Origin of the sequence: Vibrio sp. 947 (genome assembly GCF_033339115.1) — a bacterium.
GTDB classification, from domain to species: domain Bacteria; phylum Pseudomonadota; class Gammaproteobacteria; order Enterobacterales; family Vibrionaceae; genus Vibrio; species Vibrio alginolyticus.
Genome location: NZ_JAWOTX010000016.1, coordinates 64276 through 85822 on the forward strand (window position 1 = coordinate 64276; position 21547 = coordinate 85822).

Sequence of the window (21547 nt, forward strand, 5' to 3'; positions counted from 1 at the left end):
TCTTTATTTTTATTTAGGGCTGCTAGCAGCCCATGAATCAATTGGTTTATTTAGAGTTCTTAACTTGAACTTCGATTTCGGAAATTTTCACTTTCCATCTGTTTGGTAAGTGTAGTGAAGTTTGGTTAAGCAACTCGAACACCTTATTCTTAAGTCCTTTAAATTTGCTTAATCTCGCACTCTTTGTCAAGCCATTTTCAGCTAGAACCTTTTCGGCAATACCTTGATAAATTGAGTAAATTTTAAAGGCGATGCCGTTATCTGGGTCTTGCAATTCGCTGATTAGATTTTGGCTTTCAACAAGGCTCGGTCTCTCTTTGATCAAGCTAGATTTCTTGTCTTCAAGTTTTAGTTCAGCGTCTTTTAGCTGAGCTTTTAATTGCTTAACCAAAGCGTATTCTTCTGACTGTTCAACCTCTTGAGCGACCTCAGAAAGTTCTTTAAGTGCTGTTTGTTTAGCTTGATTGAATGAGGTTACTAATGCTTCTGCTTGCTTAAGCTCAGTATCAACATGCTCGCCAAAAGAACGGCACTCGTTTTCGTACTCGTCATTTTGTTCTGTGATTTTAGCTTTTAAGCTTTCATCCATTTTTCCTGCTAAAAAAACCTCTTTTAAATGATAAATAATTTCTTCATTAAAAAGCTCGTTATTCAGTGCGACTTTGATGATTTGTTTAAAATTCTCAATATCGAAAGGAATGGAGTAATGAACTTGATTCAATGCGTTAGCATCTTGAAAGCTAAACTGAATCAGCGGCTTGTCAGAACCCAAGTATTCAAAAGTTAACCCCATAGATGGGTGTTTGTAGGAGAACTTGGTGATCTCACCTCTTTTGTGTCGGTGATAAGCTTTATGATCGTCTGTGTGTGTAAACAGAATGACGTGATCACCAACAATTCGTTGTTTGTCAAAACCAAAGTCATCATAAGGAGAGTTTGTCTTGGCTTCGCGAGCTTCTAATCGAGTGCAGTAATAATTGCCAGTTCTCTGAAGCAGAATATTAATGTAATGCTTTAGTCGCTGCATTGGTGTTGTTGATTTCAAGCCTATCCCCTTTTGATTTAGCTCTGATTTGTCTTAATTATACATGAAAATAACCCTTGGTCAATAATTAAATAAATAAAAAAGACATGAAATATCATGTCTTTCTCATTAGTTTTTGATTATTGGATTGTATTTAAAAGCCCTTGCAGACGATGTCCCAACAAGTCCTGGATGAGCTTGAAGTCACTACCTTGGATATCACCAATCACTGGGATTGTCATTGATTCTAGGGTTTGCTGAATGCTGGAACACTCAAGAGTGAAATGCTTAACAATCAGGTTATGCACATTATAAGCTTCTTTTTCAGCGCTTGTGTCTTCAATAATTTTACCTAAAGATTTTTCAATTTCTTCTTTAGTCATAAATTTTGTTAGTCGTAAATGCTTGATTTCATTCGATAGTTGGCTGAAAAATGAAATTGAGTTGTCATTCATATTGTAGTGTGTTGAGTGACTTCCAATCATGCGCCCATCGGTCATCGTTCTAATGTTGAACTGTAGAACGTTGGTATGGACAACCATAATGTTTAGCTCTACATCCACACTATATCCATTGGATACAATGCTAAAATTGTCGGTGCTTTTCATAAATTTCTTCTTTAATTTCAAGATTATTGATATTTGAATTGTTTGTAATTATATTGTCACTAAACGTAAAGGTAAACAAAAAATTATAGGTTAAAAAATGTATCAGCTAATTGAGGTTGTTTCGGATAAGCCAACATGCTTTGTACTGGATGCCAATGGTAGAATGCAGGCGGTATTCAAGGCATTAAAACAATTTATTTCAAGAGAATTGAATGTGGATTTTGACAAGGTTGTTGAAAGTGGTTTGTTTTCAAAAGTTCATAGTACCCTACGTCCTTTAAAGAAGTTTTACCCATCCACTGTGAACACAAGTGAAATGGAAAACTTGTTCGTCTTTTCTACGAATGTAGATGGAAGTCAAGGATGTAACGCCATCGTTGCCCCTAATGAATATGATGCTTTAGAGGTGTTTTTACTGTCAGTTAATCAGATCGGTTTTATCCCTGATGAATCAAATTACACGAAATTTCAAGTTACAGTTCTAAAATGCAAGCCTGTAATGCCAGCTCTTTATTACTCCTTTGATTATGACAGTACAGAAAATATCATGGATATCATTTATGGTATTATCGCTGGTTCGATTTCGAGCATTCAGCAAAGATACGGTAAAGACGTTGATACCAATACATTAAAGTCGTTTATGAAGGCAGATCAGGTAGACACCAAAGAGGGATTTGTTAACGCATTCATCCCTGTGATTAGCGGCTATCAAGAATCAATTGCTGCTCAGTTGCTCTATTGTGACTACAAAGTGCATATTAATGAGGAAGGATTTGAGAAAATGCGGAAACCTAGTGATTTCCAATAAATCGTGAAATGGAAGACTTCAGATTGTCATCTTACTGAAGTCTTTCCATTCTAATTCAGGTTACTTGGATTTTAGAAGGATCCACTCGTATTTATGTATTTGTAACAAATTTTAAAAAATGAGACTCACCTATAATTCAATCACACTGTATTCATTGCCAGCAGACCAAAGATCAACACTAGAGACTTGATTGACTACGCTTTCAATTTCAATGTCAGGTTCAACAGTTGAGTGTTCAATAACTTGACTAATAAGGGATTTATTAGTGTCGTCTGGGTAAATTGCAAAATCGCCAATTGTAAGTGCGTCAACTAATTTTTTGATTGCCTCGTCAGACATATCTGACGGAACCTCAAGTCTTAGGGTTGTGGGGATAGCTACTAATTTATTGTTGTGCATTTTTCTTTCCTTAATCCAATCTAATAAAGAAGTGTCATTTCTCATACTTATTATACATACATCAAAAGCAGAGTAAATGATTATTTTATGCAGTAGCTTGCTTGGTAATAATAAATATTAAATAATTTAAAATTAATATTGACTCTGCCGCCAACTAATGTATTATTGAACACATCAAGACGCACAGGGCGTTAAGTAAAAGAATCTCATAGAAGGAACGCACCATGACTACTACTAATATTCAAAAAGCAATCGCAACGGCAACTGCAACCGCTACTGGTGTAGCACTGGCTTCTAAAGACGGTCTGCGTAAGCTAAGTGGCAACAAGGAAATCGATGTTAAGCGCGTAAACGGCTTCAATGCTGATCCTCGTATGCTTTGGATTGAAGAAGGTTTCAACGTTCGTGATATCGATGCTGAACACGTAGAAGGCTTTGTACGCTCTTACACTGACGGTAAGTACGTTCCGCCAATCGAAGTGGTAGTTGTGGAAGTTGACGGAGTTCAACGCCTGAAAGTGGTAGAGGGTCATCACCGTACTGTTGCCATCTATCAAGCTCTTGAAAACGGCGTAGATCTGAAAGCGGTATCTGTTATCGAAGTAACAGGCAACGAAGTTGATCAGCTTGCGCGTATGATCAAATCTGCTGAGGGTCGTCCGCTAACAGCAATGGAACTAGCTGGCGCATACCAACGCATGATTAACATGGGTTTAAATCAAACTCAAATCGCTGATGAGCTAGGCGTGTCGTCTGTGCAAGTGTCTAACTACCTAGTGTTGATGAAAGCCCCACAAGAGCTTAAAGCAATGATTCAGTCTGGTGAATACTCAGCGACTAACGCTTGGAACAATATTCGTCAGCATGGTGCAGATATCGCTCTCGTAATGGCTAAGGAAGAAGTTCGAGCTAAAACCGAAGCGAAAGAAGCAAAGAAATCTGGTGTGAAACCGACGAAATCTCAAGGTACATCGGCACTTAAAAAGATGAAACTGCCACCTAAAAAAGTAACTGGTATGGGTAGTATTGTAACCTCTCTAGCCTCTCAGGTGACTATTGAAGCGCTTGAAGATGATAAAGATGTACAACTGACAATGAGTGCAGAAATGGCTAAAAAGCTGCTTTCACTTGCTGCCGATCTGGATGAAATCAATACTCACAATGCCAACGCTGATCAGATGATGAAAGATCTGGCGATTCAAGCGAAGAAAGGCGAAAGCCAAGATGTAGAGTTTGAAGCACAAGAAGAACAGCTATCAATCGCGGTATAAGTTGAAATTAGAGGTAGGGAGAGATCCCTGCTTTTTTGTTTTTAGCAGAAAATGAGAAACGGATTAAATAATTAAAAGCTTGACCTAACAATCAATATAAGTATAATAAGAATATAAATTAAAGAGGAACATTTATGCTTAATTCTACATTACAAATCAATCAGCTAGTTATCGATCCAATGATTACAAGTCTTGATATTTCGTTGGAAGCGGTAAAGCTAAAAGCTAACTCTTTTGCGAACGGTGTAACGCCAGAAGCTCAGATTGATGTACGTGAATCAAGTAATGGCTTGTTTCATGTGGAGAGTGGAATTGTTGATGTTTTGGCAATGTTTCTTGCTAATTTCGGTGGTCAAAAATTTGAATCTGTAAATGTCAATATTCTTCCAGCCGAAAGCGCAGAGGATTTGGCTCTAAAGCAGTCGATCTATGATAACCGTGAAGTAAGCGAATCTGAAAAAATCGTTGATTCATACAATTCAATGACCAAGCTTAAAGAGAATGGATTCAATATTGAGCAAATCTCTGAAAAAATGGGGATTGCAAAGCCTATCTTAAAATCTATCGAAGCCTTGGATAAGGCAACAAAACAGGAGTGGGAGTTAATTCGATTTGGATTAGTCTCACCCATTGCTACTATCTCAAGCAAAAGAGCATAAGATAAGGAAAACTCTATGAGCATTCAGGTATGGCAAATCGACATTAAAGTTGAAGGAAAAGACTCTAGCAGCATTCTATGACCGCCCAGACTTCCGAGATAACACGTTAAGCGTGTTGAAATCAATGCTGAGTTATCTAGAGCGGTCAGCAGAAAAAGGGGCTGAGCGAGGCTCTAAGCAATGCTATAGTGAAAAGGTAAATCTGCTTTTCAATAAACAGATCAAGCAAATCGCTGATGTTGATGAAAACGCCCTTTTCACTCTGTACCACTTTATTTCTAGAACGCCAGAGATCGAGAAAGTATTAAGAATGGATATCGGCTTGGTCGAAGTCCTAACAGAAGAACAGAAACTGAGAATTGTTGAATTGATGATGCAATCTGCATCATCTAAAATGCCGAAAAACTGTTCAAGCTTATATTCAGATTGTAAATGCGTTTCAATGTTTTTCAAAGATACCCTTGGAGAAGTAAGAACAGATATGACTCCAAATGACTTGTATAAATACTATATTGCTCATGCAAGTCACTCAATGAATCCGCACAACGCAGTCAGTTTAGCCGCAATCGTTAAGTCAGTGGATGAAATGCAATATAACCTGGTTGATTGTGACCGAGAAAAATTAATTCAAACTCTGCACTTAGGTAATCAAGTGTTGACGGGTGATTCTGATTTGGATTTTGGACTAAACCAAATTATAAAAGGAAACTTGGTGAAGTTGCCAAGAATCGCAGCATAAAGAAAATATTAAGAAGCTCCACATTATGGAGCTTTTTATTTTTAGATAAATAACAAAATATTTAAAAATTGTATTTACAAAAAAATTTTTATATGTATAATTAAAAACATCAAGTAAGGAATGCCTTACAAACTAGCGCAAAAATTAAAGGAGCTTTTCATGGCTAAAAAAAATAACGAAATTAATGCAGCAACCCTGACTAACCTACGCTCAGTACGCTCTATCACTTCAGGTATGAATCTAGAGCAGCTAGAAAAGGCAGTGGCTAACATGACTAAAGTGTTCGAAGAACAGAAGAATTTAGTTGAAGCTGAAAAGAAAGCTCAACAAGAACGTCAAGCTCGTCTCGATGCAATCATTGCGCAAATGAAAGAAGATGGTATCACTGAAGAAGAACTGGCTGCTTATATGAAAAAAGCTGAGACAAAACAACCAAAAGCACGAAAAAAGTACGCAAAACGCCCAGCTAAGTACGAATACGTTGACGGTAAGGGTGAAGTGAAGACTTGGACAGGTCAAGGTCGTACTCCATCAGTTATCGCAAAAGCGCTAGAAAATGGGAAGTCGCTTGCTGACTTTGAAATCGAAGAGATCGCGCAGGCAGCTTAAAAATCCTATGAAGCCTTAAAGTTGAGATTGGGTAAATAGATTTAAAATAACAAGATAGAGAGATAGGTTTTAAGACCTATCTCTTTTTTTACTAGTAAAAAACACCAGTCACCAAATATTTACTTTTAGCCATATTAATGTATAATTAGAACAAGTTGTAGAGTAAGGATAAGACCATGAATAAAGTTGAAGAAAGAATTTTTGCTGATCTTGTTTTCAGAAGAACGTTCCACCGTTTAGAAATTGTACGGATTAATGATAATACTATCGAGTTACGTAGCGAAAGTCGAATCCCCAATGCTAAAGGCGAGCTATCTGATTGTAAAAGGTTAACGGCGAAAAATAAAATCACAAACATGAGTGCTTATGTTTATACATATTTGTATGGAACATTAAAGTGGTATAATACATCGTATTTAAAGCCAATTTTCATGGGTGTTAATGGCGAAATGTACCATTTCGTAAGAGAGCACGAACATGCATCAGGCTCAATGTTCTATGCCTTTGCTAAAGAGAGAAATGGCGTTCCAAAGTATACTAAATCAGATTTTATCAATAATATTTTATTTCATAGCGGTGTTGATGTGAATAACAGTATTGCTCGACAAGAGCTTATTCCGTACCTCAACAAAAACTCTCGCATGATCTCTTTAGTTTCAAAGTCAATGAAAGAGTGCGGTGTTGAAACGATTCGTTATGAATTTTTGAGACAGTTAATTGAAACTCACAAAGAACAATCTGAGATTTCTAAAACAATTAATATGGCAAATGCGCTCTATAAAAGTTGGGGCAGTAATGCTAATTTCACAAGAGATTATCTGAAAACTGGATTGCAAGGTTCATTTGATAATGAGCAAGTTCTTACGTTAAAACCTCATTGGTTTGATTAATAGAAAATACAAATCCCGCATTGGAGCGGGATTTGTTTTATCTGTAAGTTATAGAATAGAAATATCTAATATTCAACGCAATGTTTGGTTGTGGAATTACGGCAGAGTTACTAAAAAGGTCTTTGTACTCGCTGATATCGGAAAGATTGTTCTGTAGTTTTTCAATCTGACTTTTGATGTCTAATTCAGCCTTATCTAGCTGTGTTTTGCTTACAATATCTTCATAGCATGGTTTGCAAGTTGTAAATGGGTTATACCATTGTGCTTCCGCAAAACTACAATGCTTGCGCTTATGTTCGATATGTTCCTGGACACTAGTGAACTACTCCATCTAAATCGCTGCGAGATTATAGATGGAGCTTCAGGTTGGACTTGGTAACTTCACGCCAATTATTCATGCCTAACCGCATAGCGGTTGGCATGAACAATTAGATTAGAAATATTGTTACCTTGCCACCTTTCTAATACCGATTATATTCCAATCAGTATCGGTGTGAACACGACACCGCCAGACACTAGGTTTGCACCTTCGTATCCTGCTTTTCGAGAAATATTTCCAGAGCCGTTAACATCGGCGTGAATAATAAAACCTTCTTTAGTTCGATAAAATCCGCGCTTATAACGCTTGCCTGAAAACTTATGTTTCTTGTTAGGTTCATTTTTATCAAACGTTGGGATTTTATCATTATCAACAAAAGAAGCTTTACTTGAATAACTTTCTTCTTGCTCAATAATTCGGATACCAAATTCTCTCAGTTTATAAGCTAACATACTGATAAATAACGCATGAGGAAGATTGACGAAATTCTGATTATTTCGTTTGCCGATATTAATATCCTGCTTCCACAGTTTGTTTTTACCGACAATCACGGTGCCAATGTCTTCTTTAAGGCAGAGATTAACAATGTACCGACTGATCCGATGCAGTTTATCTTTAATGCGTCGATTTCGTTTTGCGGAAACCGCCGCAATATGTTTGTGCTTACCAAGTGAGCGCAATTCTGCGCAACGTTTGTTATACCACTGATTAATGCGTTTCAGCTCACCACCATTTATAAGGAGCGGGACAAATCCAGCCTTATTAGAAACTAGTGCTGCGAACCGATTTAAGCCTAAATCGAGTGATAAGAATGAACTTTTATCAAGTAACACGCTTCGCGTGTTATCTGATAAAAATTGACTCTGATTAAGTTTATGCTTGTCATAAATTATTTCAAAACGAAAACCACTCCCTGTTGGCACAATGCGAATTTCATTCACTACTTTTTCAGATGCTTTAGGATTGAATTTCTGATCGGTAAATTTCCCTTTCTCCAAAGAAACAGGATCTAGATTTAAGTTTTTAGCAAAAATAATTTTATTACTTTCAATTCTAAATGAGCTGCAAGGGATGTAGACCGTTTTTGCCCATTTAACATATTTAGGCGGTCTAGGCATTTCTAAATATTTATCAGGATTCTTTTTCCAATCTGCTTTAGCAGCCGCAAAAGAACGCCAGTTATCACCCACAATTTGAATGGTACGTTGAGAAATTGCAGCAGGTAAGCGCCGATACAGATCTTTATCTAGCGCATTAAGCTTACCTTGCTTTAGTAGTTTATCGACTTTACTTTGATTGGATTTTCGACCAGTAAACAAGTCTTTACGCATAATAAAATTAGCGCGATTTGAGAGTCGTCTTGTGATTTGAGTGAGTCGTTTTGAAGCGTGAAAATTCGCAGAGCCATTCTTAATGTTGCACATTAAGACTCTGGAAGTATCATCAAACTCTGATTTTGATTTTTTACCAAACATAATAGCCACTCACTTTTTATATATTGATAAAATAACCAAAAACTCATAATAATTCAAATACTTTCTACCGCTTCGCGGTAGTGGCTATCCATCCCCACCTAAATTGATACGCAATTATAGATGGAGAGTTCCGACAATTTCGTTAAATCCATTTTCTTTTAGAAAAGATGCTGCGTTTTCATCCAATAAGGCGACAAGTGCAACGCTATGTCCAGAATCGGTATCAGGTTGGATGAATACAGCTCTTGTTCCTTTCTTTACAAATCGAAAGTCGTTGATGAAAACAACAGTCTCAAGTGGTTTCAATAGGTTGCGATCAAACATCGTTATTCCTCATTTCATATATTTGATTAAGAATATATCAGTGACAGTAAAAAGCAATATTTTTATTTTAATATCAGTCACTTATGAATTGATCTACGTCACATTTTTATCACATATATAAAATAATGATTTGATTATTAACAACCCCATTACTACAATACAACTAAGCATGAATCTCCAATTCATAGTTTACACAAATCATAAAAACTATAAAATTACAATCACCTCGATTGTTGCCTCAAATACTCTGGCGCATTTATATGCGCCATTTTTTTATTTAAATCAATTTGACTCTCACTGTAATTTATGTATAATAAAAACATAAAGTTATTGAGGTCGAAAGAATGACAAAAGAATCAAACCTATCTAAATTCGCTCTATACGCACTAAGCGAGCTACAAAAGTATGTTACTAAGCGCGAATGGAATGACTCTTCTAGTCTCGCATATAAACTCGTAGCAAAAGCGAATAATGATAAGGATTTCGCCAACAAGCTAGAGTTATACCTTCAACTCAGAGTTGATAATCCTACTGTGTATTTACGTGAGCTTTGCGATATTGTTCTAAATACTGAAGATTCGTATTTTAAAAGCCTTAAGATCGGCAATGCTGTGGATGGTCTGGATTCCGCATACTTATGTTTTAGTCAGCGCGTAGGTAATGGTCATCAAGATGTAGAAGAGCAAATTCTGGGGTCTCGCGTAAACGCGAAAGAAACTGTAGATATCCTGAATTCATTGGGACACCTTACAGCGGAACAAACCGATGCTGTTGAAACACGTAATCGAAATTTACGGTTGATTAATGTCGCTCATGGTAACAAGCATGTGTATTTAACTGTTTGTACTACCTCTGCAACTTACTGGCTGAGTTCTACGGATATGGCTCCAATTGGTTCAGCGCGATTCATCAGTCATGATGCCGATGAATACAAAGAGGACTTGGATCGATTTTTCGATTTTATTCTGCTTCGTAGCTAGATTAAGAACTCGTGATGGATGCCTTATACATGTAAGGTAATCCATGTTAGATTTTAACGATTAAAATTATCAAGGTGATTATATGTTTGGATTGATACGTGTAGTAAAAGGTATTGCTAAACTCCAGGGCGACGAATCTGAAGACCAAATGTGCGCTATGGCTGCTGGTCATTCAGCGCTACGTTCAAATGGCTGGTTGGCTACCGTCTTTGAGTTAGATAAGGAAGGAAAGCCAAGTGCAATCGTATCCTATTGGAAAGTTTCTGACCAAAGCGGTAAAGAGAAACTTCCTCGTGGTCAAAAATACGCATTCATCCCGAAGTCAGTTTTTGAAAAGTTAGCATCATAATGCGTTAAAGGTGATAAAAAGAGTTGCTACTGCAACTCTTTTTTTATGTGTGGTAAAAATATATCACGTCACAATAAGTACGGAGGGAGCTTACCATCCACCTTTATTGTTTTGTTGAGTCTTTAAATACCATCGAATGAAAGCTTCGGCGTGAAAAAAATGCCGCTTCATATCAGGGTGTGGACTTGCCCGAGCTGCAATGCAGTACACTGCCGAGATACCAACTCAGGCAAAAACTTGCGTAATGCAGGGTTAATTGAATTAAAAGCGGCTGGATTGACCGTTTCTCCTTGATGATGCCTGCTTAAATCCTAATCAAGAATTAGGTTGCGGCAAACGATTCAAGAAGCCTCGCCCTATCGGAGTATAGAGTAAAAAGTGTGTTTATTAGCGAGTGAGTGAGTGCCAGCCTTTTAATGCTAATGATCTATGGCTCACTGGTGTTTATACACACTGTGTATGTTCGGTGTGTATATTGAGCTAGAGATGTCGCTGATAGACCGTAGGCTGCTACGCAGCGGCTTAGCAGGAAGGTGTTGCATCACACGCATACACAATACATACGAAACACTCTATATCTGCACATCTTACTGGTGTGAAAAAGGCAGCAAAATGCTGCCTTAATACACATTATACACCCTGAAAGTTACTATATATAACGATAGGGCGGGGAGAATCACATGCTGAAAGGGGCGTAAAAATTGAGCAAAAAGATTTAAGTGAACGTGGTCATAGGTATGAAAAAAGTCGTGATGACTACGGATACGGATTGTAATAAAAAGCTGCCATTAGGCAGCTTTTTTACTGGGCTAGTTGCGGATGAGATGATTTTTTGCGCAGGCGCTGTTCATCAAGGTGAGTAAAATCTACTTTAAGTTCTTCATAACCATAATACGTTGGAATCCCAACAAGCTCAGATAACCTGTTTAGGATTTTGGTTTTTTCTGTATTTTTTTCAAAAGAGATTACGAATTCTGACGGTAATTCAGCTCTTTTGTTAATGCTTAATAATGACATCCTGTTATTGAATGCGTTTTTTCCAAACATTGTTCTGATAACCGCGCCAGATCTGAATGCTATTTTGTCATTTAAGTCGATATCTGAACGGCTTTCATAGACTGAATTTATCTTAAAATACAAACATGCATCCAACCCTTCACAACCATTATTGTTCTGCTGGGATCTGTTTTTAAATACTGGAGAATCACTTGAATTAATGGTTTCTATTGCTGGCTTAGTTGAATAATCTTTCTTCGAGCAACAATGCATAAAGCCTTTATAAAATGGGTGATCGCTAAAATCATTAGGTCGGTGATATAAACTTTCAGTAAATGATTTGTGCTTTACCTTTGGAAGCGTTCCGTAAGCTCTAACTTTATAGCCATTATGAGCAAGCATGTAACCCAACCGAAACATTTCAGCATCTTTTGCTTTGCTTCTATTGTTAGTCAATATCACCCCTGCATAACCGCTACCTTGATGAGCTGGGTTTATTAGATCTTCCCGAAATGAATTCAGCTCTTTTCTAGCTAGCTCATCAATTTCATTGTGCTTGCTTTCAATATGATTAGCCTTGCTTTCATGTACGTGAGACTTTAGGACATGGAACGAGATTTTTTTAGTGATGCTTTTATTCGTAAGAACTTTGTTACGAAAAGGAGCATATAACTCTTTTTCTTTCTTGGATGCATACTTACCTTTAGTAATAATCTCAACAGCCTTATCACTATCGGTAAAAACATGAACCTCATCTAATAAAAAAGATTCACTCTCTTTTTCAAGTTTATCCTTAAGTAGCTTAAATGCCATTTCGATGCCAGAAAATTCGCACTGTGTTGCATTATCAAAGTTGGAAAACCGTTCTGTCATTCGTATGGTTTCGCCATTGTAAACAAGTGAAAATGCACAAGTGCCAATTCTCCAGTTAGAATCATATGAACCATCACATAAAATAAATGCTTTTCTCATTATGTTAGTATCTCAATTTTATATATTAAATATTTTATCAGCTATAGATTAAAGGAATCAAGGATAACTTGACCTTCAAGCTTATTTGAGTATTGTTGGGATAAAGCAAAAGGATGGTATACATGAAAAAATACGTAAAATGCCTGATTGAGAGTGAAGATAAGGGCATCCTTCTTATTCAACGTTCAAGCAGTGACGAGCACGGTTCTATGTGGGAAACACCAGGTGGTGGCGTAGATGATGGTGAAACACTAGTTGAAGCTGTCATTCGAGAGGTGAAAGAAGAAACGGGTCTGGATGTCTCTATTGAAATGGATGGAAAAATGTTCCTTTCTGATGATGAAGATCCAGAAATTAAATTTGAAGCTAATCTCTTTAGCGCCAAAACTACTTCTGGTGAGGTTTCGCTTGTACAAAACGATGATCATTCCGACCATGCATGGGTTAAGCGAGAAGATTTGTTTCAGTTTATGTTAGACGGAAATCGAATTGACCGTTGGACACTTAGCCATATTATCAAGGGTTAAGAAACACAAAAGAAGCCGCTATGCGGCTTCAATCATCAATGGCTCTCTTTCTTTGAGTGCGCTTATCACCTCAGAGTGAAGAAAATCTCTTACTAGCGAGAAGCCTGCATACCCTCTTCCACCAGCCTCATACACTTCTCGGGCTTGGCTTGATAGTGACTCAAATTGATTAATTACTTGATTGATTAGTTCAGATTCATTTTCATTAAGCGTATCGAGTCCAAATGTATCAATGCTGCAATCACTGCTTGATAGTTCCGCTTTCAATACTGCTTTAGCATTTCTGATTCTGTTCGCACCTATCGTAACGGATAGCTCGTGAAAAACAGTATCAAAATCTGAGTGGTATATGGTGCTAACTAAGTTCGTCTCACCAATCTTGAATTCTACAGCTACTTTATTGGTTAATTCTGAATTTATCATAAACATTACTTTCGCATGGCATTAAAGCCGCCAATCTTTATTTTTTCTTATTTTATCATCATCTTACGATAAAAGTCCACCTTTAGTTTAAGCTATAAAAAAGATAAAAATTAAATAATTTAAATTTTATTGTTGACTCTGATCGTTAGTAATGTATTATTGAGAACAAGCAGCAGGAATGCAGCTAAGAAAAGACTTAGAATAGTCACTTGAACATGCATTAATAAATTTAATTAAATATTTAAAAAGCACTTTACTTTTAAATTAATTAATGTATTATAAGAAACATAAAGAGATGCAAAGCATCTGAACAATAAAGTAAATTTAAGAGGTACACCATGAAGAAGTCTATCATCGCACTAACACTTGCAGCAGCTACCGTAGTAGCACCAGTGGCTCAAGCAGAAAACGAAAACCTGACTAAGTTTGGCGACATCGCTCAGATCGGTGTTCCTCTTACAGCAGGTGCAATCGCTCTTTGGAAAGGTGACGGTGAAGGCTTGTTCCAACTTGCTGAGGGCGCACTTTATACAGCAGCAGCGACACACGCTCTAAAGTGGGCGGTTGATGCAGAGCGTCCAGATGGTTCAGCAAACAACTCTTTCCCGTCTGGTCACACATCAGCAGCAACACAAGGCGCAGCGTTCCTACAAATGCGTTACGGTTGGGAATACGGTCTACCTGCTTACGCTGTATCAGCGGTGGTTGGTTACTCTCGCGTACAAGCTGACAAGCACTACTGGCGTGATGTTGCAGCAGGTGCGGTACTTGCTACAGGCGTTCAGTACGCAGTAACTAAAATGGGTTACTCAATGACAAACATCGCTCTTGCTCCATACGTGAACGGTGATGAAGTGGGTCTTTACGCAAGCATGAGCTTCTAAATGATCTAATTACGGGGAAAACACTTCCCCGTAAATACAGATTAATTTATTAAAATGTATTGACTCTAAATCTAATTAGTGTATTATTATAAACATTAAGGGGAAGCAAAGACTTCCCTAAATTAAAGTTAAAATTCAAAAGGAAATACACCATGAAAAAACTAATCATCGCAGCAACACTGGCAGCAGCAACCGTAGTAGCACCAATGGCTCACGCAGAAAACGAAAACCTAACTAAGTTTGGTGATATTGCTCAGATCGGTGTTCCTCTTACAGCAGGCGCAATCGCTCTTTGGAAAGGTGACGGTGAAGGCTTGTTTCAGCTAGCTGAAGGCGCACTATACACAGCAGCAGCAACACACGCACTTAAGTGGGCAGTTGATGCAGAGCGTCCAGATGGTTCAGCAAACAACTCATTCCCGTCTGGTCACACATCAGCGGCAGCTCAAGGCGCAGCGTTCCTACAAATGCGTTACGGCTGGGAATACGGTCTGCCTGCTTATGCTGTAACAGCGGTGGTTGGTTACTCTCGCGTTCAAGCTGACAAACACTACTGGCGTGATGTTGCAGCAGGTGCGGTACTTGCTACGGGCGTTCAGTATGCAGTAACTAAAATGGGTTACTCAATGACAAACATCGCTCTTGCTCCGTATGTTAACGGTGATGAAGTGGGTCTATACGCAAGTATGCAGTTCTAAATAATTCAGACTTAAGAGACGGGGGCTATATGCTCCCGTTTTTTCGTTCACGCAAATCAATAAGCCACAAAGGAGAAGATTGACAATGACGGGTTTATCCCGTCTAATTATTCCAAAATGAAACACTATTTAATTGATAAAATAAAGGAATTTAAATGAAGGATCTGATTAGAAAATCAGTTTTACTACCACTTTTAGCCACTGTTTTTGTTTCTGGTTGTTCTGTATCTGTAGGAGTAAAGGAAGAAATAAAGTACGGTACTTCCTTAGGGGCTTCAATGATTCGCGTGTTTATTCCTACGGATATTTATGAGTATGTTCATCATGAAAAATTAGCAACGCCTAAAGATGTTACTTTATCAAACAGCATAAATGAGACGTACACAGTCAAGGACGCGGTTTACTTTGGGGAGAGCGAATTCCCTGGCGAAGGTGGAGTTTATAAGATTAAGTACGCAATCAACGAAGAAGAGTTTGGTGGGGAGCTTTCTTTTGATAAAACAGGATGCAAAGAATACTTTGTTGATAATGGAATGATTACAAACATGGAGGCTTGCGGAATTAATATCTATCATGTGCGAGGTGAAAGGATTAGTTCTCAGAAGCGAGCTTACATTTCATTTGATTAAAAAAAGAGTGGCAACGGTTGCCACTCTTTTTGCTTTCTCTAAGCTTTAACGGTTAAAGCATAAGTTTTAATCAAGTCACCAAGAGATAAACCTCTTTTATCGATCTCTTTCTTGATGATTTCGCCAAGATGACTTACAACCACATCGCTAAATGGAGTCAGGTAGAACTCTCTATAAGAGCTGATCTCAACTCCATCACGTTGTTCTGTCATAGGGAAATTAACGATGTTTAAGCTTTCAAATAACGCTTTATGGTAACGAGAAAGTCTCTCATAGTGGCTCATATACGCAGGACAGTCGCCGTAGTCGTCAAATGAAGTTTCAGCAAGCATTTCATTATAAGGTTTCGCCAGGTCTTCTTCAGACCAATCACGCGCTTCGAAGGCGTTCTGTACCGCTGGTTTACCTTCATGAATAATTTTAACTGGAGCGTGAGCGTTTTGCTGCGTCATGCCACCAATAAAGTTGATAATAAAGTGCTCAATGAGACCGTCCATCGCTTCAGGCTCAGAGAATTTTTTATCAAGGCATAGAATAAACGCGTTTTTTGCATCCTCACTAATATTTTTCTGGTAGACGGTTCGAGTTGCTACGTTTTTTACATCAACGGTAAACGTTTTGATGATGTGAGTTGATTTTAAGTTGGAGTGTCCGCACATTCTAGCAATTGCAATGTAATAGCGAAATACACTCTGGATAGCATCCTCAAATGTATCAAAGTACGGATTGCCTTCTACTAACTCAATTTCACCTGATGCTGGATTAGGCTTAAATAACTGATCAGGGAATCGTGGGAAAGCCATATGAGCAGGCATGAGATCGAGAATTAGCGGCTCTGTAACGCCATCGAAAAACAATTCGGCTTTAGTCATGATCTGCTTTTTATAAAACTCAACATCAAGATCAGAGGACGTGTGAACAACCATTTTTTCCAAATCATAGAGAAGGTTATAAATTGGTGTTGTCATGGCTTGTTGGTTAACGAGTTCGCGAATGCTACCAGGAAATGTGTTGTCCGTCTTTCCATTGACTGGTGTCATAGATAAGGTAAAGCAGATTGTTTGAAGTGGGTGCATGTTCCTATTCCTTGCTTGTCAGCATAAAAATCCAACTAGCACTAATTATACATATATAGAATCAAAAGTAAATGAGATATAGGTGTTTGAGGGTTTTTCATGTAAATTGATAGCAAATTTAATCAGTAGCAACGTATTAATTAAAGGTTTTTACTATGAATACAAAAATCATCCAATTCGAAGCAGGAAACTCTATTCATGCGTCTGAAAAAGGCGTGGAAGGGGATGAATTCGCGCAACTTTGCAGCCGTATGGAAAGAGGTGAGTTTGGCGATAATGCATACGTATGTGTGTATAAGGCAATTGATAAGAACAAGCCAAATATTCTGGGTTATGGGTTGAGCTTATTTTCGGAATTGTTCGTTGACACTGGATTGAGTGATGATCCGCTCATCTATCTGGTCATCAAAGGTAAAAATCGAGTTATTTTAAACAGTCTCGATGAGGTGTCAGATTACCTTAGTGAAATCGGAGTTTACCGCTTTGTGGTTGATACTTCTAATTAGACAGAAAAAGCACTCTCTCAGAGAGTGCTTTTTAACGCGTTTTTTAAAAAGGGTTGTCAAAGCCCTGACTTTGCCCGTAAAGAGGCGTATGAGCGATTTGAGGGAGCAAATCAGGGTTGTTTTGACGTGCTCGCCATTGAATATTTCGATCTTCAATGGATTTAAGGTGTGATAAGCCGTATTTTACGCTGTGTTCCATTCCACCAAGCTTACATAGCCCTTTGAAATCTTCATTTTCTTCATAGCTCCAGGCTGGCTTATCTTCTTGATAATGCTCTACAGCAAGTGCTCTTAGTTTTTCAGCAAGCTCTGAGAATGTACCCGCTTCATGAAATTTTTTGATTTGTTTCCACTCATAGATACGCCCCAAAAGAGCGCTATTGGTCTGGCAATCTTCGGTGTATAGCAACTGGCAATTTGGGCAAGCGTCCGTAGAATTTCGTCCAATAGAACCTACTTCCTTATGTGTAGGGTGATTGCAGTTAGGGCATGTGCCGATTGTAATTGATAACATAAGTTGTCCTACTATGGTGTTTGGTGGTTTGGTGGTTTGGTGCCGCATCAATCAGGAATTGCATTCCTGATATGATTTTGAAATAAGGTATCAACGTTCCCTAATTTAACTTGGGGATTATCATTGCTTCTAAAAATATGTCTGAATTGGCTAATGGTTTTATCGCTGTTCATGCGAAAGCTTTTTGTAAACGCTGAAATTCGATTAATAATGATTTCTTTTAGCTTCTCGTCTTTAAAGTAAACCGCTTGCTTACCCTGCTTGTAAAAGCCTTCAATCCCCTTTTCATGCTTGATTTTTAGCTTAGGGCTTTCAATCGTAAACATATCCTTTTTCATGTTATGAAGGTCGATATGAGCAACAAATTCGAGATCCGCAACTTCAAACTCAGCAAAAATAAAAGTTAGGTATCCTTCTACTCTTTGGCTTTCAGTAATATCAAGGTCAATCTCGATAGCTAGCTTGTCTAGCGAGGTGTCAATGCGACTTGTTCTATTAGCTCTCATTTGATCCCCTGCTCTTTGATCTGAGCGTCTACGCTTTTGAAATAACCTAAAACTAGATCGTTCATAGCAGACTTGATGGTTACGTGTTTTTCTTCAATCAAATAATTTTTATAGCAATCTTCAAAACAGCTCTTAACAGTACGCATAAGATGATTTCTAGTTAGGTTAGCAAGGCTCTGACTTGCTTCAATGAGACCGTCACTTGTCTCCAAGACATAATATGGGTCATTGTTATCATCTGAACTGATCGAGTAAATTGATTTATTCAGTGAAAAGGCAATATTGTACTGTTTGAAATTTGAACGAGGTCTTAGGACAAAGGTGATTCTTGCATTCAAGAGTTCCAGATCGTTCTTCATAAAGTAAAGATGTAATCGACCAACGCCCTGCCCCGTACTATTAATATGCGTAATAACCGTAATTTCGTGACCATTATGGTTAATTTCCGCATCTTGACGAGTAGGGATTTTTTTAATTTCTTTCATATATTACCGCCTAAAACCAACTTTAATAATTATACATTAATAACTCTAAAGGTCAATAAATTAATAATTAAAAAGCGCCATTAAATATTTTTGCAGATAAATAAAAAAGGGCTGGCTAATGCCAACCCTTTTAGGGAAAAACTCTTTAAAATCAACAACTTAGCTCAGAATGGGATATCGTCGTCAAAATCCATTGGTGGTTCATTGTATTGTGGCTGCTGCTGCTGATTGTTCTGCGGCTGCGGCTGCTGATGATGCTGCGGCTGAGCTTGTTGTGGTGCATGTTGCTGAGGTTGACCACCTTGAGTGCGACCTTGTGCTGGTTGACCTTGAGCTGGTTGACCTTGAGCTGGTTGACCTTGAGCTGGTTGACCTTGACCACCTTGAGCACGACCGCCTAGCATTTGCATAACGCCTTGGTAGCCCTGAACTACAACTTCTGTAGTGTAGCGATCTTGACCTTGCTGATCTTGCCATTTACGAGTTTGTAGTTGACCTTCAATGTAAACTTGAGAGCCTTTACGTAGGTACTCGCCAGCCACTTCTGCTAGTTTTCCGTACAGAGCTACGCGATGCCATTCAGTTTTTTCACGCTGCTCACCAGTCGCCTTATCGCGCCATGATTCAGATGTTGCGATAGTGATATTAGCCACCGCGCCACCGTTAGGCATGTAACGAACTTCTGGGTCGCCACCTAAGTTGCCTACGAGAATAACTTTATTTACGCCACGAGATGCCATAATTTATTCCTTATTTACTATTGGTGTGGTTCAATTTTGTTAAGAGCTTTTGCCCTCTTGATGTTTACAATTATACGTATAACCAGACCGAAGTCAATAGATAAATAATAAATAATTTAAAAAATATTTTCAGAGAGAAAGGAACAAAGCCAATTGCTATTTCTCATGGGGAAGCCATGAGTTTTTCTTGAAAGATATGATGAATGGTTTTCAGAGTTAGTTCGGTTTATGAGCGTTGATTTAATCGGTTATCTGATTTGATTGATATTGAGCTATAGGAAATAAAAAGGGCAAGCTTAAACTGCTTGCCCTATTCCGAATCAGTGTGCTTTATGCGGCTTCGTTTTCTTCAATGTGGTCTAGGTACTGACGGAAATCATCGAAATACTCATCACCAGATTCTAAGAACCAAGAACACCAGTCTCCATCTTGAGGATCAATCATCTCCAACTCAAAAATGTTGGAGTAATCAACACGCATAGAGTCGCATTCTGTTAGCAAGAACTCATCGTAACGAACAAGCAGATTGTAGAATTCAACCGCTTCTTTGATGTCTTTAACAGGGAAGTAAAACGGCTTGCAAGGCACTTGAGGAAAGTATGCCAAGCGAAGACCAAACTTTTTAGCATCAGAGCATTCCTGTAAGTTATCAGGTGATTGCTCGAACAGATCGCCGTAAGCATGTGAGTTTACGCTATTCACATAGCTTTGGTGATTTGGGTGGAGTTGATTATTCTCACCACAAAATTCAAGGCGAGACTTGTACGGTGCTAACGAATGATTTTCAATGGCTAGGAAGTTCTGAAAAAGAACAAGCAACAAAGCTGAGCGCACTTCATTACCCTTGGAAGGGTTAAACTCAAAGGGTTTGTTAGCATTGATTAGATGTGGTCTGTACTTCGTTTTCATTCTGCAATTCCTTGAATAGTGATTTGTTTCTATTATACACTTATACGCCACAAGCTCAATTTAAAAATGAGGTAAAACACCTCATTTTTATTGCTTGTTTATGCAGCATCAATCGCGAAACTTTCCGCAATAGCATGTGTGTAAAGGTTGTTTTCACTTCCCTCAACAAGTACCGCGAATGACTTTTCAGGATTGAAGAGAAACACGTTTCCGCTTTGAGTTCCTGACGCTAATTCACTTTGCGGAACTAGATAAGTACCTGTGCCATTGCGACTTGTATCTTTGATCTCAACTGGCGTTGAGTGAAGTCGATGTGAAAGCTTGTCGCCTTCTGTTAAATTCTCAAAATTGTGTGTAATAGTGTCGATATCCTTATCAATGTAACCTAATACTTTAAGTAACACGCCTTTAGAAGCGTTAAGGATGTTGTATTTACAAACTAACTGTTCAATATCAGTCTTGTTTAGCGCACCATCAAGAGTTTCCGCGCCATTGGCAGAGATAACTACCAGATCATTTTCTAGATTGCTTACAAAAACAATGTTCTCGATGATATGTACGGTTTCATATTTAAGATCTAGATATGACTCAGTAAGCTTTAAAACTAGGTTGTTTGTGCATAGTGTACTCACTGTGCTTGCATCAAGATTACATCCAACTTTATCTGTCACAGCTAGCAAAAAATTACGGCTGTTTCGTACAGATTCGCTTAGGATTTTCAATCCATGAGATTGGTAAATATCTACGATAAATGGGTGATCTGCACAGTTATCAATAAGGTATTTAGCGATAACGATTTTATTCAGTTTATTCATGGCGCTGCCCTCTTTATGCTTTTGAAATGTCGAATACAGGATAACCGCACATTGCGCTGTCAATAGCTGAACTTACAGCATCAACCAGGCTCGTAAATGGTGTTGATTTGATACCGCAATCAATGCTCAAGAAGTAGTTTGCGCCATCTTTGATCAGTTGAACCCATTCAGTATCGTTTTCATCATCTGAAAGTGAATCGATTCCGATTGATAGCTGTTCTGTTGAGAATGTTTCAGGAAGAGACTCAATGTGTGACTTGATTTCATCCAAGCAAGAATCACAATCACCATCCAAGCTAACTCGCAGGTAAGCACATAGCTGGGCTTTAGTAATGACTGAAGCCGCTTTCAGGGCTTCAGAAATGACAATTAGGCAATCTTCTCTTTTCATGGTGGTATCCTTTAATTATTTA

At 38.2% G+C, this 21547-nt stretch carries 28 protein-coding genes; 13 read left to right on the plus strand and 15 right to left on the minus strand.

What is annotated here, in order from left to right:
* Window positions 1-46 precede the first annotated feature (46 nt).
* On the minus strand, window positions 47-1045 hold the full coding sequence (locus R7Q39_RS18935) for a hypothetical protein (protein WP_318076587.1): 999 nt from the start codon (window positions 1043-1045) through the stop codon (window positions 47-49).
* A 119-nt stretch (window positions 1046-1164) separates the two neighbouring features.
* Window positions 1165-1632 (minus strand): hypothetical protein, encoded by a 468-nt coding sequence (locus R7Q39_RS18940; protein WP_318076588.1) that lies wholly within the window; start codon window positions 1630-1632, stop codon window positions 1165-1167.
* A 97-nt stretch (window positions 1633-1729) separates the two neighbouring features.
* On the opposite strand from R7Q39_RS18940, the gene R7Q39_RS18945 reads away from it, so the two are divergent.
* A complete protein-coding gene (locus R7Q39_RS18945; protein WP_318076589.1) occupies window positions 1730-2440 on the plus strand; it encodes a hypothetical protein in 711 nt (236 codons plus the stop codon).
* A gap of 129 nt (window positions 2441-2569) precedes the next feature.
* Here R7Q39_RS18945 and R7Q39_RS18950 read toward each other — a convergent pair whose 3' ends face one another.
* Entirely contained in the window at window positions 2570-2839 is a 270-nt protein-coding gene (locus tag R7Q39_RS18950; RefSeq protein ID WP_318076590.1) for a hypothetical protein, read from the minus strand.
* Between the two features lie 224 nt (window positions 2840-3063).
* On the opposite strand from R7Q39_RS18950, the gene R7Q39_RS18955 reads away from it, so the two are divergent.
* The 5 genes from R7Q39_RS18955 (at window position 3064) to R7Q39_RS18975 (ending at window position 7007) form a co-directional block, all read left to right on the plus strand.
* Window positions 3064-4110 (plus strand): ParB/RepB/Spo0J family partition protein, encoded by a 1047-nt coding sequence (locus tag R7Q39_RS18955; protein WP_053312419.1) that lies wholly within the window; start codon window positions 3064-3066, stop codon window positions 4108-4110.
* Window positions 4111-4244: 134 nt separating this feature from the next.
* Window positions 4245-4769 (plus strand): hypothetical protein, encoded by a 525-nt coding sequence (locus R7Q39_RS18960; RefSeq protein ID WP_318076591.1) that lies wholly within the window; start codon window positions 4245-4247, stop codon window positions 4767-4769.
* A gap of 49 nt (window positions 4770-4818) precedes the next feature.
* On the plus strand, window positions 4819-5508 hold the full coding sequence (locus tag R7Q39_RS18965; RefSeq protein WP_318076592.1) for a hypothetical protein: 690 nt from the start codon (window positions 4819-4821) through the stop codon (window positions 5506-5508).
* A 159-nt stretch (window positions 5509-5667) separates the two neighbouring features.
* The gene (locus R7Q39_RS18970) at window positions 5668-6117 is read left to right on the plus strand and encodes an H-NS family nucleoid-associated regulatory protein (protein WP_048516421.1); all 450 of its coding nucleotides are present in this window, start codon (window positions 5668-5670) and stop codon (window positions 6115-6117) included.
* A 176-nt stretch (window positions 6118-6293) separates the two neighbouring features.
* Window positions 6294-7007 carry a hypothetical protein gene (locus R7Q39_RS18975; protein ID WP_048516419.1) on the plus strand — a complete coding sequence of 238 codons (714 nt, stop codon included), beginning with the start codon at window positions 6294-6296 and terminating at the stop codon, window positions 7005-7007.
* Window positions 7008-7478: 471 nt separating this feature from the next.
* Here R7Q39_RS18975 and R7Q39_RS18980 read toward each other — a convergent pair whose 3' ends face one another.
* Together R7Q39_RS18980 and R7Q39_RS18985 are read right to left on the minus strand one after the other, a co-directional pair.
* Window positions 7479-8801, minus strand: a complete 1323-nt coding sequence (locus R7Q39_RS18980; protein WP_318076593.1) for a transposase — start codon at window positions 8799-8801, stop codon at window positions 7479-7481.
* A 114-nt stretch (window positions 8802-8915) separates the two neighbouring features.
* Window positions 8916-9125 carry a hypothetical protein gene (locus tag R7Q39_RS18985; protein ID WP_318076594.1) on the minus strand — a complete coding sequence of 70 codons (210 nt, stop codon included), beginning with the start codon at window positions 9123-9125 and terminating at the stop codon, window positions 8916-8918.
* 344 nt (window positions 9126-9469) lie between these two features.
* On the opposite strand from R7Q39_RS18985, the gene R7Q39_RS18990 reads away from it, so the two are divergent.
* Window positions 9470-10105, plus strand: a complete 636-nt coding sequence (locus R7Q39_RS18990) for a hypothetical protein (RefSeq protein ID WP_318076595.1) — start codon at window positions 9470-9472, stop codon at window positions 10103-10105.
* Between the two features lie 82 nt (window positions 10106-10187).
* The gene (locus tag R7Q39_RS18995; RefSeq protein WP_318076596.1) at window positions 10188-10454 is read left to right on the plus strand and encodes a hypothetical protein; all 267 of its coding nucleotides are present in this window, start codon (window positions 10188-10190) and stop codon (window positions 10452-10454) included.
* A gap of 801 nt (window positions 10455-11255) precedes the next feature.
* Here the strand turns inward: R7Q39_RS18995 and R7Q39_RS19000 are convergent.
* Complete coding sequence (locus R7Q39_RS19000; protein WP_318076597.1) at window positions 11256-12422, minus strand: RNase H family protein; 1167 nt, start codon at window positions 12420-12422, stop codon at window positions 11256-11258.
* A gap of 122 nt (window positions 12423-12544) precedes the next feature.
* Here R7Q39_RS19000 and R7Q39_RS19005 point away from each other — a divergent pair, with 122 nt between their 5' ends.
* The gene (locus R7Q39_RS19005) at window positions 12545-12949 is read left to right on the plus strand and encodes an NUDIX hydrolase (protein WP_318076598.1); all 405 of its coding nucleotides are present in this window, start codon (window positions 12545-12547) and stop codon (window positions 12947-12949) included.
* Window positions 12950-12967: 18 nt separating this feature from the next.
* Here the strand turns inward: R7Q39_RS19005 and R7Q39_RS19010 are convergent, their stop codons facing one another.
* Window positions 12968-13372 carry a hypothetical protein gene (locus R7Q39_RS19010; RefSeq protein ID WP_318076599.1) on the minus strand — a complete coding sequence of 135 codons (405 nt, stop codon included), beginning with the start codon at window positions 13370-13372 and terminating at the stop codon, window positions 12968-12970.
* Window positions 13373-13710: 338 nt separating this feature from the next.
* Between R7Q39_RS19010 and R7Q39_RS19015 the strand changes: the two genes are divergently transcribed.
* The 3 genes from R7Q39_RS19015 to R7Q39_RS19025 all read left to right on the plus strand — a co-directional run bounded on the left by R7Q39_RS19015 (window position 13711) and on the right by R7Q39_RS19025 (window position 15583).
* The gene (locus R7Q39_RS19015) at window positions 13711-14256 is read left to right on the plus strand and encodes a phosphatase PAP2 family protein (RefSeq protein ID WP_020330817.1); all 546 of its coding nucleotides are present in this window, start codon (window positions 13711-13713) and stop codon (window positions 14254-14256) included.
* A gap of 152 nt (window positions 14257-14408) precedes the next feature.
* Window positions 14409-14954, plus strand: coding sequence for a phosphatase PAP2 family protein (locus R7Q39_RS19020; RefSeq protein WP_258637186.1), 546 nt, complete (start codon window positions 14409-14411; stop codon window positions 14952-14954).
* Between the two features lie 155 nt (window positions 14955-15109).
* The gene (locus R7Q39_RS19025) at window positions 15110-15583 is read left to right on the plus strand and encodes a hypothetical protein (protein ID WP_318076600.1); all 474 of its coding nucleotides are present in this window, start codon (window positions 15110-15112) and stop codon (window positions 15581-15583) included.
* 38 nt (window positions 15584-15621) lie between these two features.
* Here the strand turns inward: R7Q39_RS19025 and R7Q39_RS19030 are convergent, their stop codons facing one another.
* Window positions 15622-16659, minus strand: a complete 1038-nt coding sequence (locus R7Q39_RS19030) for a hypothetical protein (RefSeq protein WP_318076601.1) — start codon at window positions 16657-16659, stop codon at window positions 15622-15624.
* A 155-nt stretch (window positions 16660-16814) separates the two neighbouring features.
* On the opposite strand from R7Q39_RS19030, the gene R7Q39_RS19035 reads away from it, so the two are divergent.
* Window positions 16815-17165, plus strand: a complete 351-nt coding sequence (locus R7Q39_RS19035; protein WP_318076602.1) for a hypothetical protein — start codon at window positions 16815-16817, stop codon at window positions 17163-17165.
* Window positions 17166-17208: 43 nt separating this feature from the next.
* Here R7Q39_RS19035 and R7Q39_RS19040 read toward each other — a convergent pair whose 3' ends face one another.
* The 7 genes from R7Q39_RS19040 to R7Q39_RS19070 form a co-directional block, all read right to left on the minus strand.
* A complete protein-coding gene (locus R7Q39_RS19040; protein WP_318076603.1) occupies window positions 17209-17679 on the minus strand; it encodes a hypothetical protein in 471 nt (156 codons plus the stop codon).
* A 47-nt stretch (window positions 17680-17726) separates the two neighbouring features.
* The gene (locus R7Q39_RS19045; protein WP_318076604.1) at window positions 17727-18185 is read right to left on the minus strand and encodes a hypothetical protein; all 459 of its coding nucleotides are present in this window, start codon (window positions 18183-18185) and stop codon (window positions 17727-17729) included.
* Entirely contained in the window at window positions 18182-18670 is a 489-nt protein-coding gene (locus tag R7Q39_RS19050; RefSeq protein ID WP_318076605.1) for a hypothetical protein, read from the minus strand. The genes R7Q39_RS19045 and R7Q39_RS19050 overlap by 4 nt, the downstream gene beginning before the upstream one ends.
* Before the next feature lie 164 nt (window positions 18671-18834).
* Window positions 18835-19410 carry a single-stranded DNA-binding protein gene (locus R7Q39_RS19055; RefSeq protein ID WP_318076606.1) on the minus strand — a complete coding sequence of 192 codons (576 nt, stop codon included), beginning with the start codon at window positions 19408-19410 and terminating at the stop codon, window positions 18835-18837.
* A 330-nt stretch (window positions 19411-19740) separates the two neighbouring features.
* Window positions 19741-20319: a hypothetical protein gene (locus R7Q39_RS19060; RefSeq protein ID WP_318076607.1), complete on the minus strand. Its 579-nt coding sequence runs from the start codon at window positions 20317-20319 to the stop codon at window positions 19741-19743.
* A gap of 98 nt (window positions 20320-20417) precedes the next feature.
* A complete protein-coding gene (locus R7Q39_RS19065; protein ID WP_318076608.1) occupies window positions 20418-21134 on the minus strand; it encodes a hypothetical protein in 717 nt (238 codons plus the stop codon).
* 13 nt (window positions 21135-21147) lie between these two features.
* Window positions 21148-21525, minus strand: a complete 378-nt coding sequence (locus tag R7Q39_RS19070; protein ID WP_053312619.1) for a hypothetical protein — start codon at window positions 21523-21525, stop codon at window positions 21148-21150.
* Window positions 21526-21547 lie beyond the last annotated feature (22 nt).

What these genes read in the sequence shown, in the direction of transcription:
- R7Q39_RS19000 (WP_318076597.1), bottom strand. Translation starts at nt 12,422, where the DNA reads ATGAGAAAAGCATTTATTTTATGTGATGGTTCATATGATTCTAACTGG.
- R7Q39_RS19015 (WP_020330817.1), top strand. Translation starts at nt 13,711, where the DNA reads ATGAAGAAGTCTATCATCGCACTAACACTTGCAGCAGCTACCGTAGTA.
- R7Q39_RS19005 (WP_318076598.1), top strand. Translation starts at nt 12,545, where the DNA reads ATGAAAAAATACGTAAAATGCCTGATTGAGAGTGAAGATAAGGGCATC.
- R7Q39_RS18980 (WP_318076593.1), bottom strand. Translation starts at nt 8,801, where the DNA reads ATGTTTGGTAAAAAATCAAAATCAGAGTTTGATGATACTTCCAGAGTC.
- R7Q39_RS19050 (WP_318076605.1), bottom strand. Translation starts at nt 18,670, where the DNA reads ATGAAAGAAATTAAAAAAATCCCTACTCGTCAAGATGCGGAAATTAAC.
- R7Q39_RS18955 (WP_053312419.1), top strand. Translation starts at nt 3,064, where the DNA reads ATGACTACTACTAATATTCAAAAAGCAATCGCAACGGCAACTGCAACC.
- R7Q39_RS18990 (WP_318076595.1), top strand. Translation starts at nt 9,470, where the DNA reads ATGACAAAAGAATCAAACCTATCTAAATTCGCTCTATACGCACTAAGC.
- R7Q39_RS19055 (WP_318076606.1), bottom strand. Translation starts at nt 19,410, where the DNA reads ATGGCATCTCGTGGCGTAAATAAAGTTATTCTCGTAGGCAACTTAGGT.
- R7Q39_RS19030 (WP_318076601.1), bottom strand. Translation starts at nt 16,659, where the DNA reads ATGCACCCACTTCAAACAATCTGCTTTACCTTATCTATGACACCAGTC.
- R7Q39_RS18995 (WP_318076596.1), top strand. Translation starts at nt 10,188, where the DNA reads ATGTTTGGATTGATACGTGTAGTAAAAGGTATTGCTAAACTCCAGGGC.
- R7Q39_RS18975 (WP_048516419.1), top strand. Translation starts at nt 6,294, where the DNA reads ATGAATAAAGTTGAAGAAAGAATTTTTGCTGATCTTGTTTTCAGAAGA.
- R7Q39_RS19040 (WP_318076603.1), bottom strand. Translation starts at nt 17,679, where the DNA reads ATGTTATCAATTACAATCGGCACATGCCCTAACTGCAATCACCCTACA.
- R7Q39_RS19020 (WP_258637186.1), top strand. Translation starts at nt 14,409, where the DNA reads ATGAAAAAACTAATCATCGCAGCAACACTGGCAGCAGCAACCGTAGTA.
- R7Q39_RS18970 (WP_048516421.1), top strand. Translation starts at nt 5,668, where the DNA reads ATGGCTAAAAAAAATAACGAAATTAATGCAGCAACCCTGACTAACCTA.
- R7Q39_RS19070 (WP_053312619.1), bottom strand. Translation starts at nt 21,525, where the DNA reads ATGAAAAGAGAAGATTGCCTAATTGTCATTTCTGAAGCCCTGAAAGCG.
- R7Q39_RS19035 (WP_318076602.1), top strand. Translation starts at nt 16,815, where the DNA reads ATGAATACAAAAATCATCCAATTCGAAGCAGGAAACTCTATTCATGCG.
- R7Q39_RS18950 (WP_318076590.1), bottom strand. Translation starts at nt 2,839, where the DNA reads ATGCACAACAATAAATTAGTAGCTATCCCCACAACCCTAAGACTTGAG.
- R7Q39_RS18960 (WP_318076591.1), top strand. Translation starts at nt 4,245, where the DNA reads ATGCTTAATTCTACATTACAAATCAATCAGCTAGTTATCGATCCAATG.
- R7Q39_RS18940 (WP_318076588.1), bottom strand. Translation starts at nt 1,632, where the DNA reads ATGAAAAGCACCGACAATTTTAGCATTGTATCCAATGGATATAGTGTG.
- R7Q39_RS18985 (WP_318076594.1), bottom strand. Translation starts at nt 9,125, where the DNA reads ATGTTTGATCGCAACCTATTGAAACCACTTGAGACTGTTGTTTTCATC.
- R7Q39_RS19010 (WP_318076599.1), bottom strand. Translation starts at nt 13,372, where the DNA reads ATGATAAATTCAGAATTAACCAATAAAGTAGCTGTAGAATTCAAGATT.
- R7Q39_RS19045 (WP_318076604.1), bottom strand. Translation starts at nt 18,185, where the DNA reads ATGAGAGCTAATAGAACAAGTCGCATTGACACCTCGCTAGACAAGCTA.
- R7Q39_RS19065 (WP_318076608.1), bottom strand. Translation starts at nt 21,134, where the DNA reads ATGAATAAACTGAATAAAATCGTTATCGCTAAATACCTTATTGATAAC.
- R7Q39_RS18945 (WP_318076589.1), top strand. Translation starts at nt 1,730, where the DNA reads ATGTATCAGCTAATTGAGGTTGTTTCGGATAAGCCAACATGCTTTGTA.
- R7Q39_RS19025 (WP_318076600.1), top strand. Translation starts at nt 15,110, where the DNA reads ATGAAGGATCTGATTAGAAAATCAGTTTTACTACCACTTTTAGCCACT.
- R7Q39_RS19060 (WP_318076607.1), bottom strand. Translation starts at nt 20,319, where the DNA reads ATGAAAACGAAGTACAGACCACATCTAATCAATGCTAACAAACCCTTT.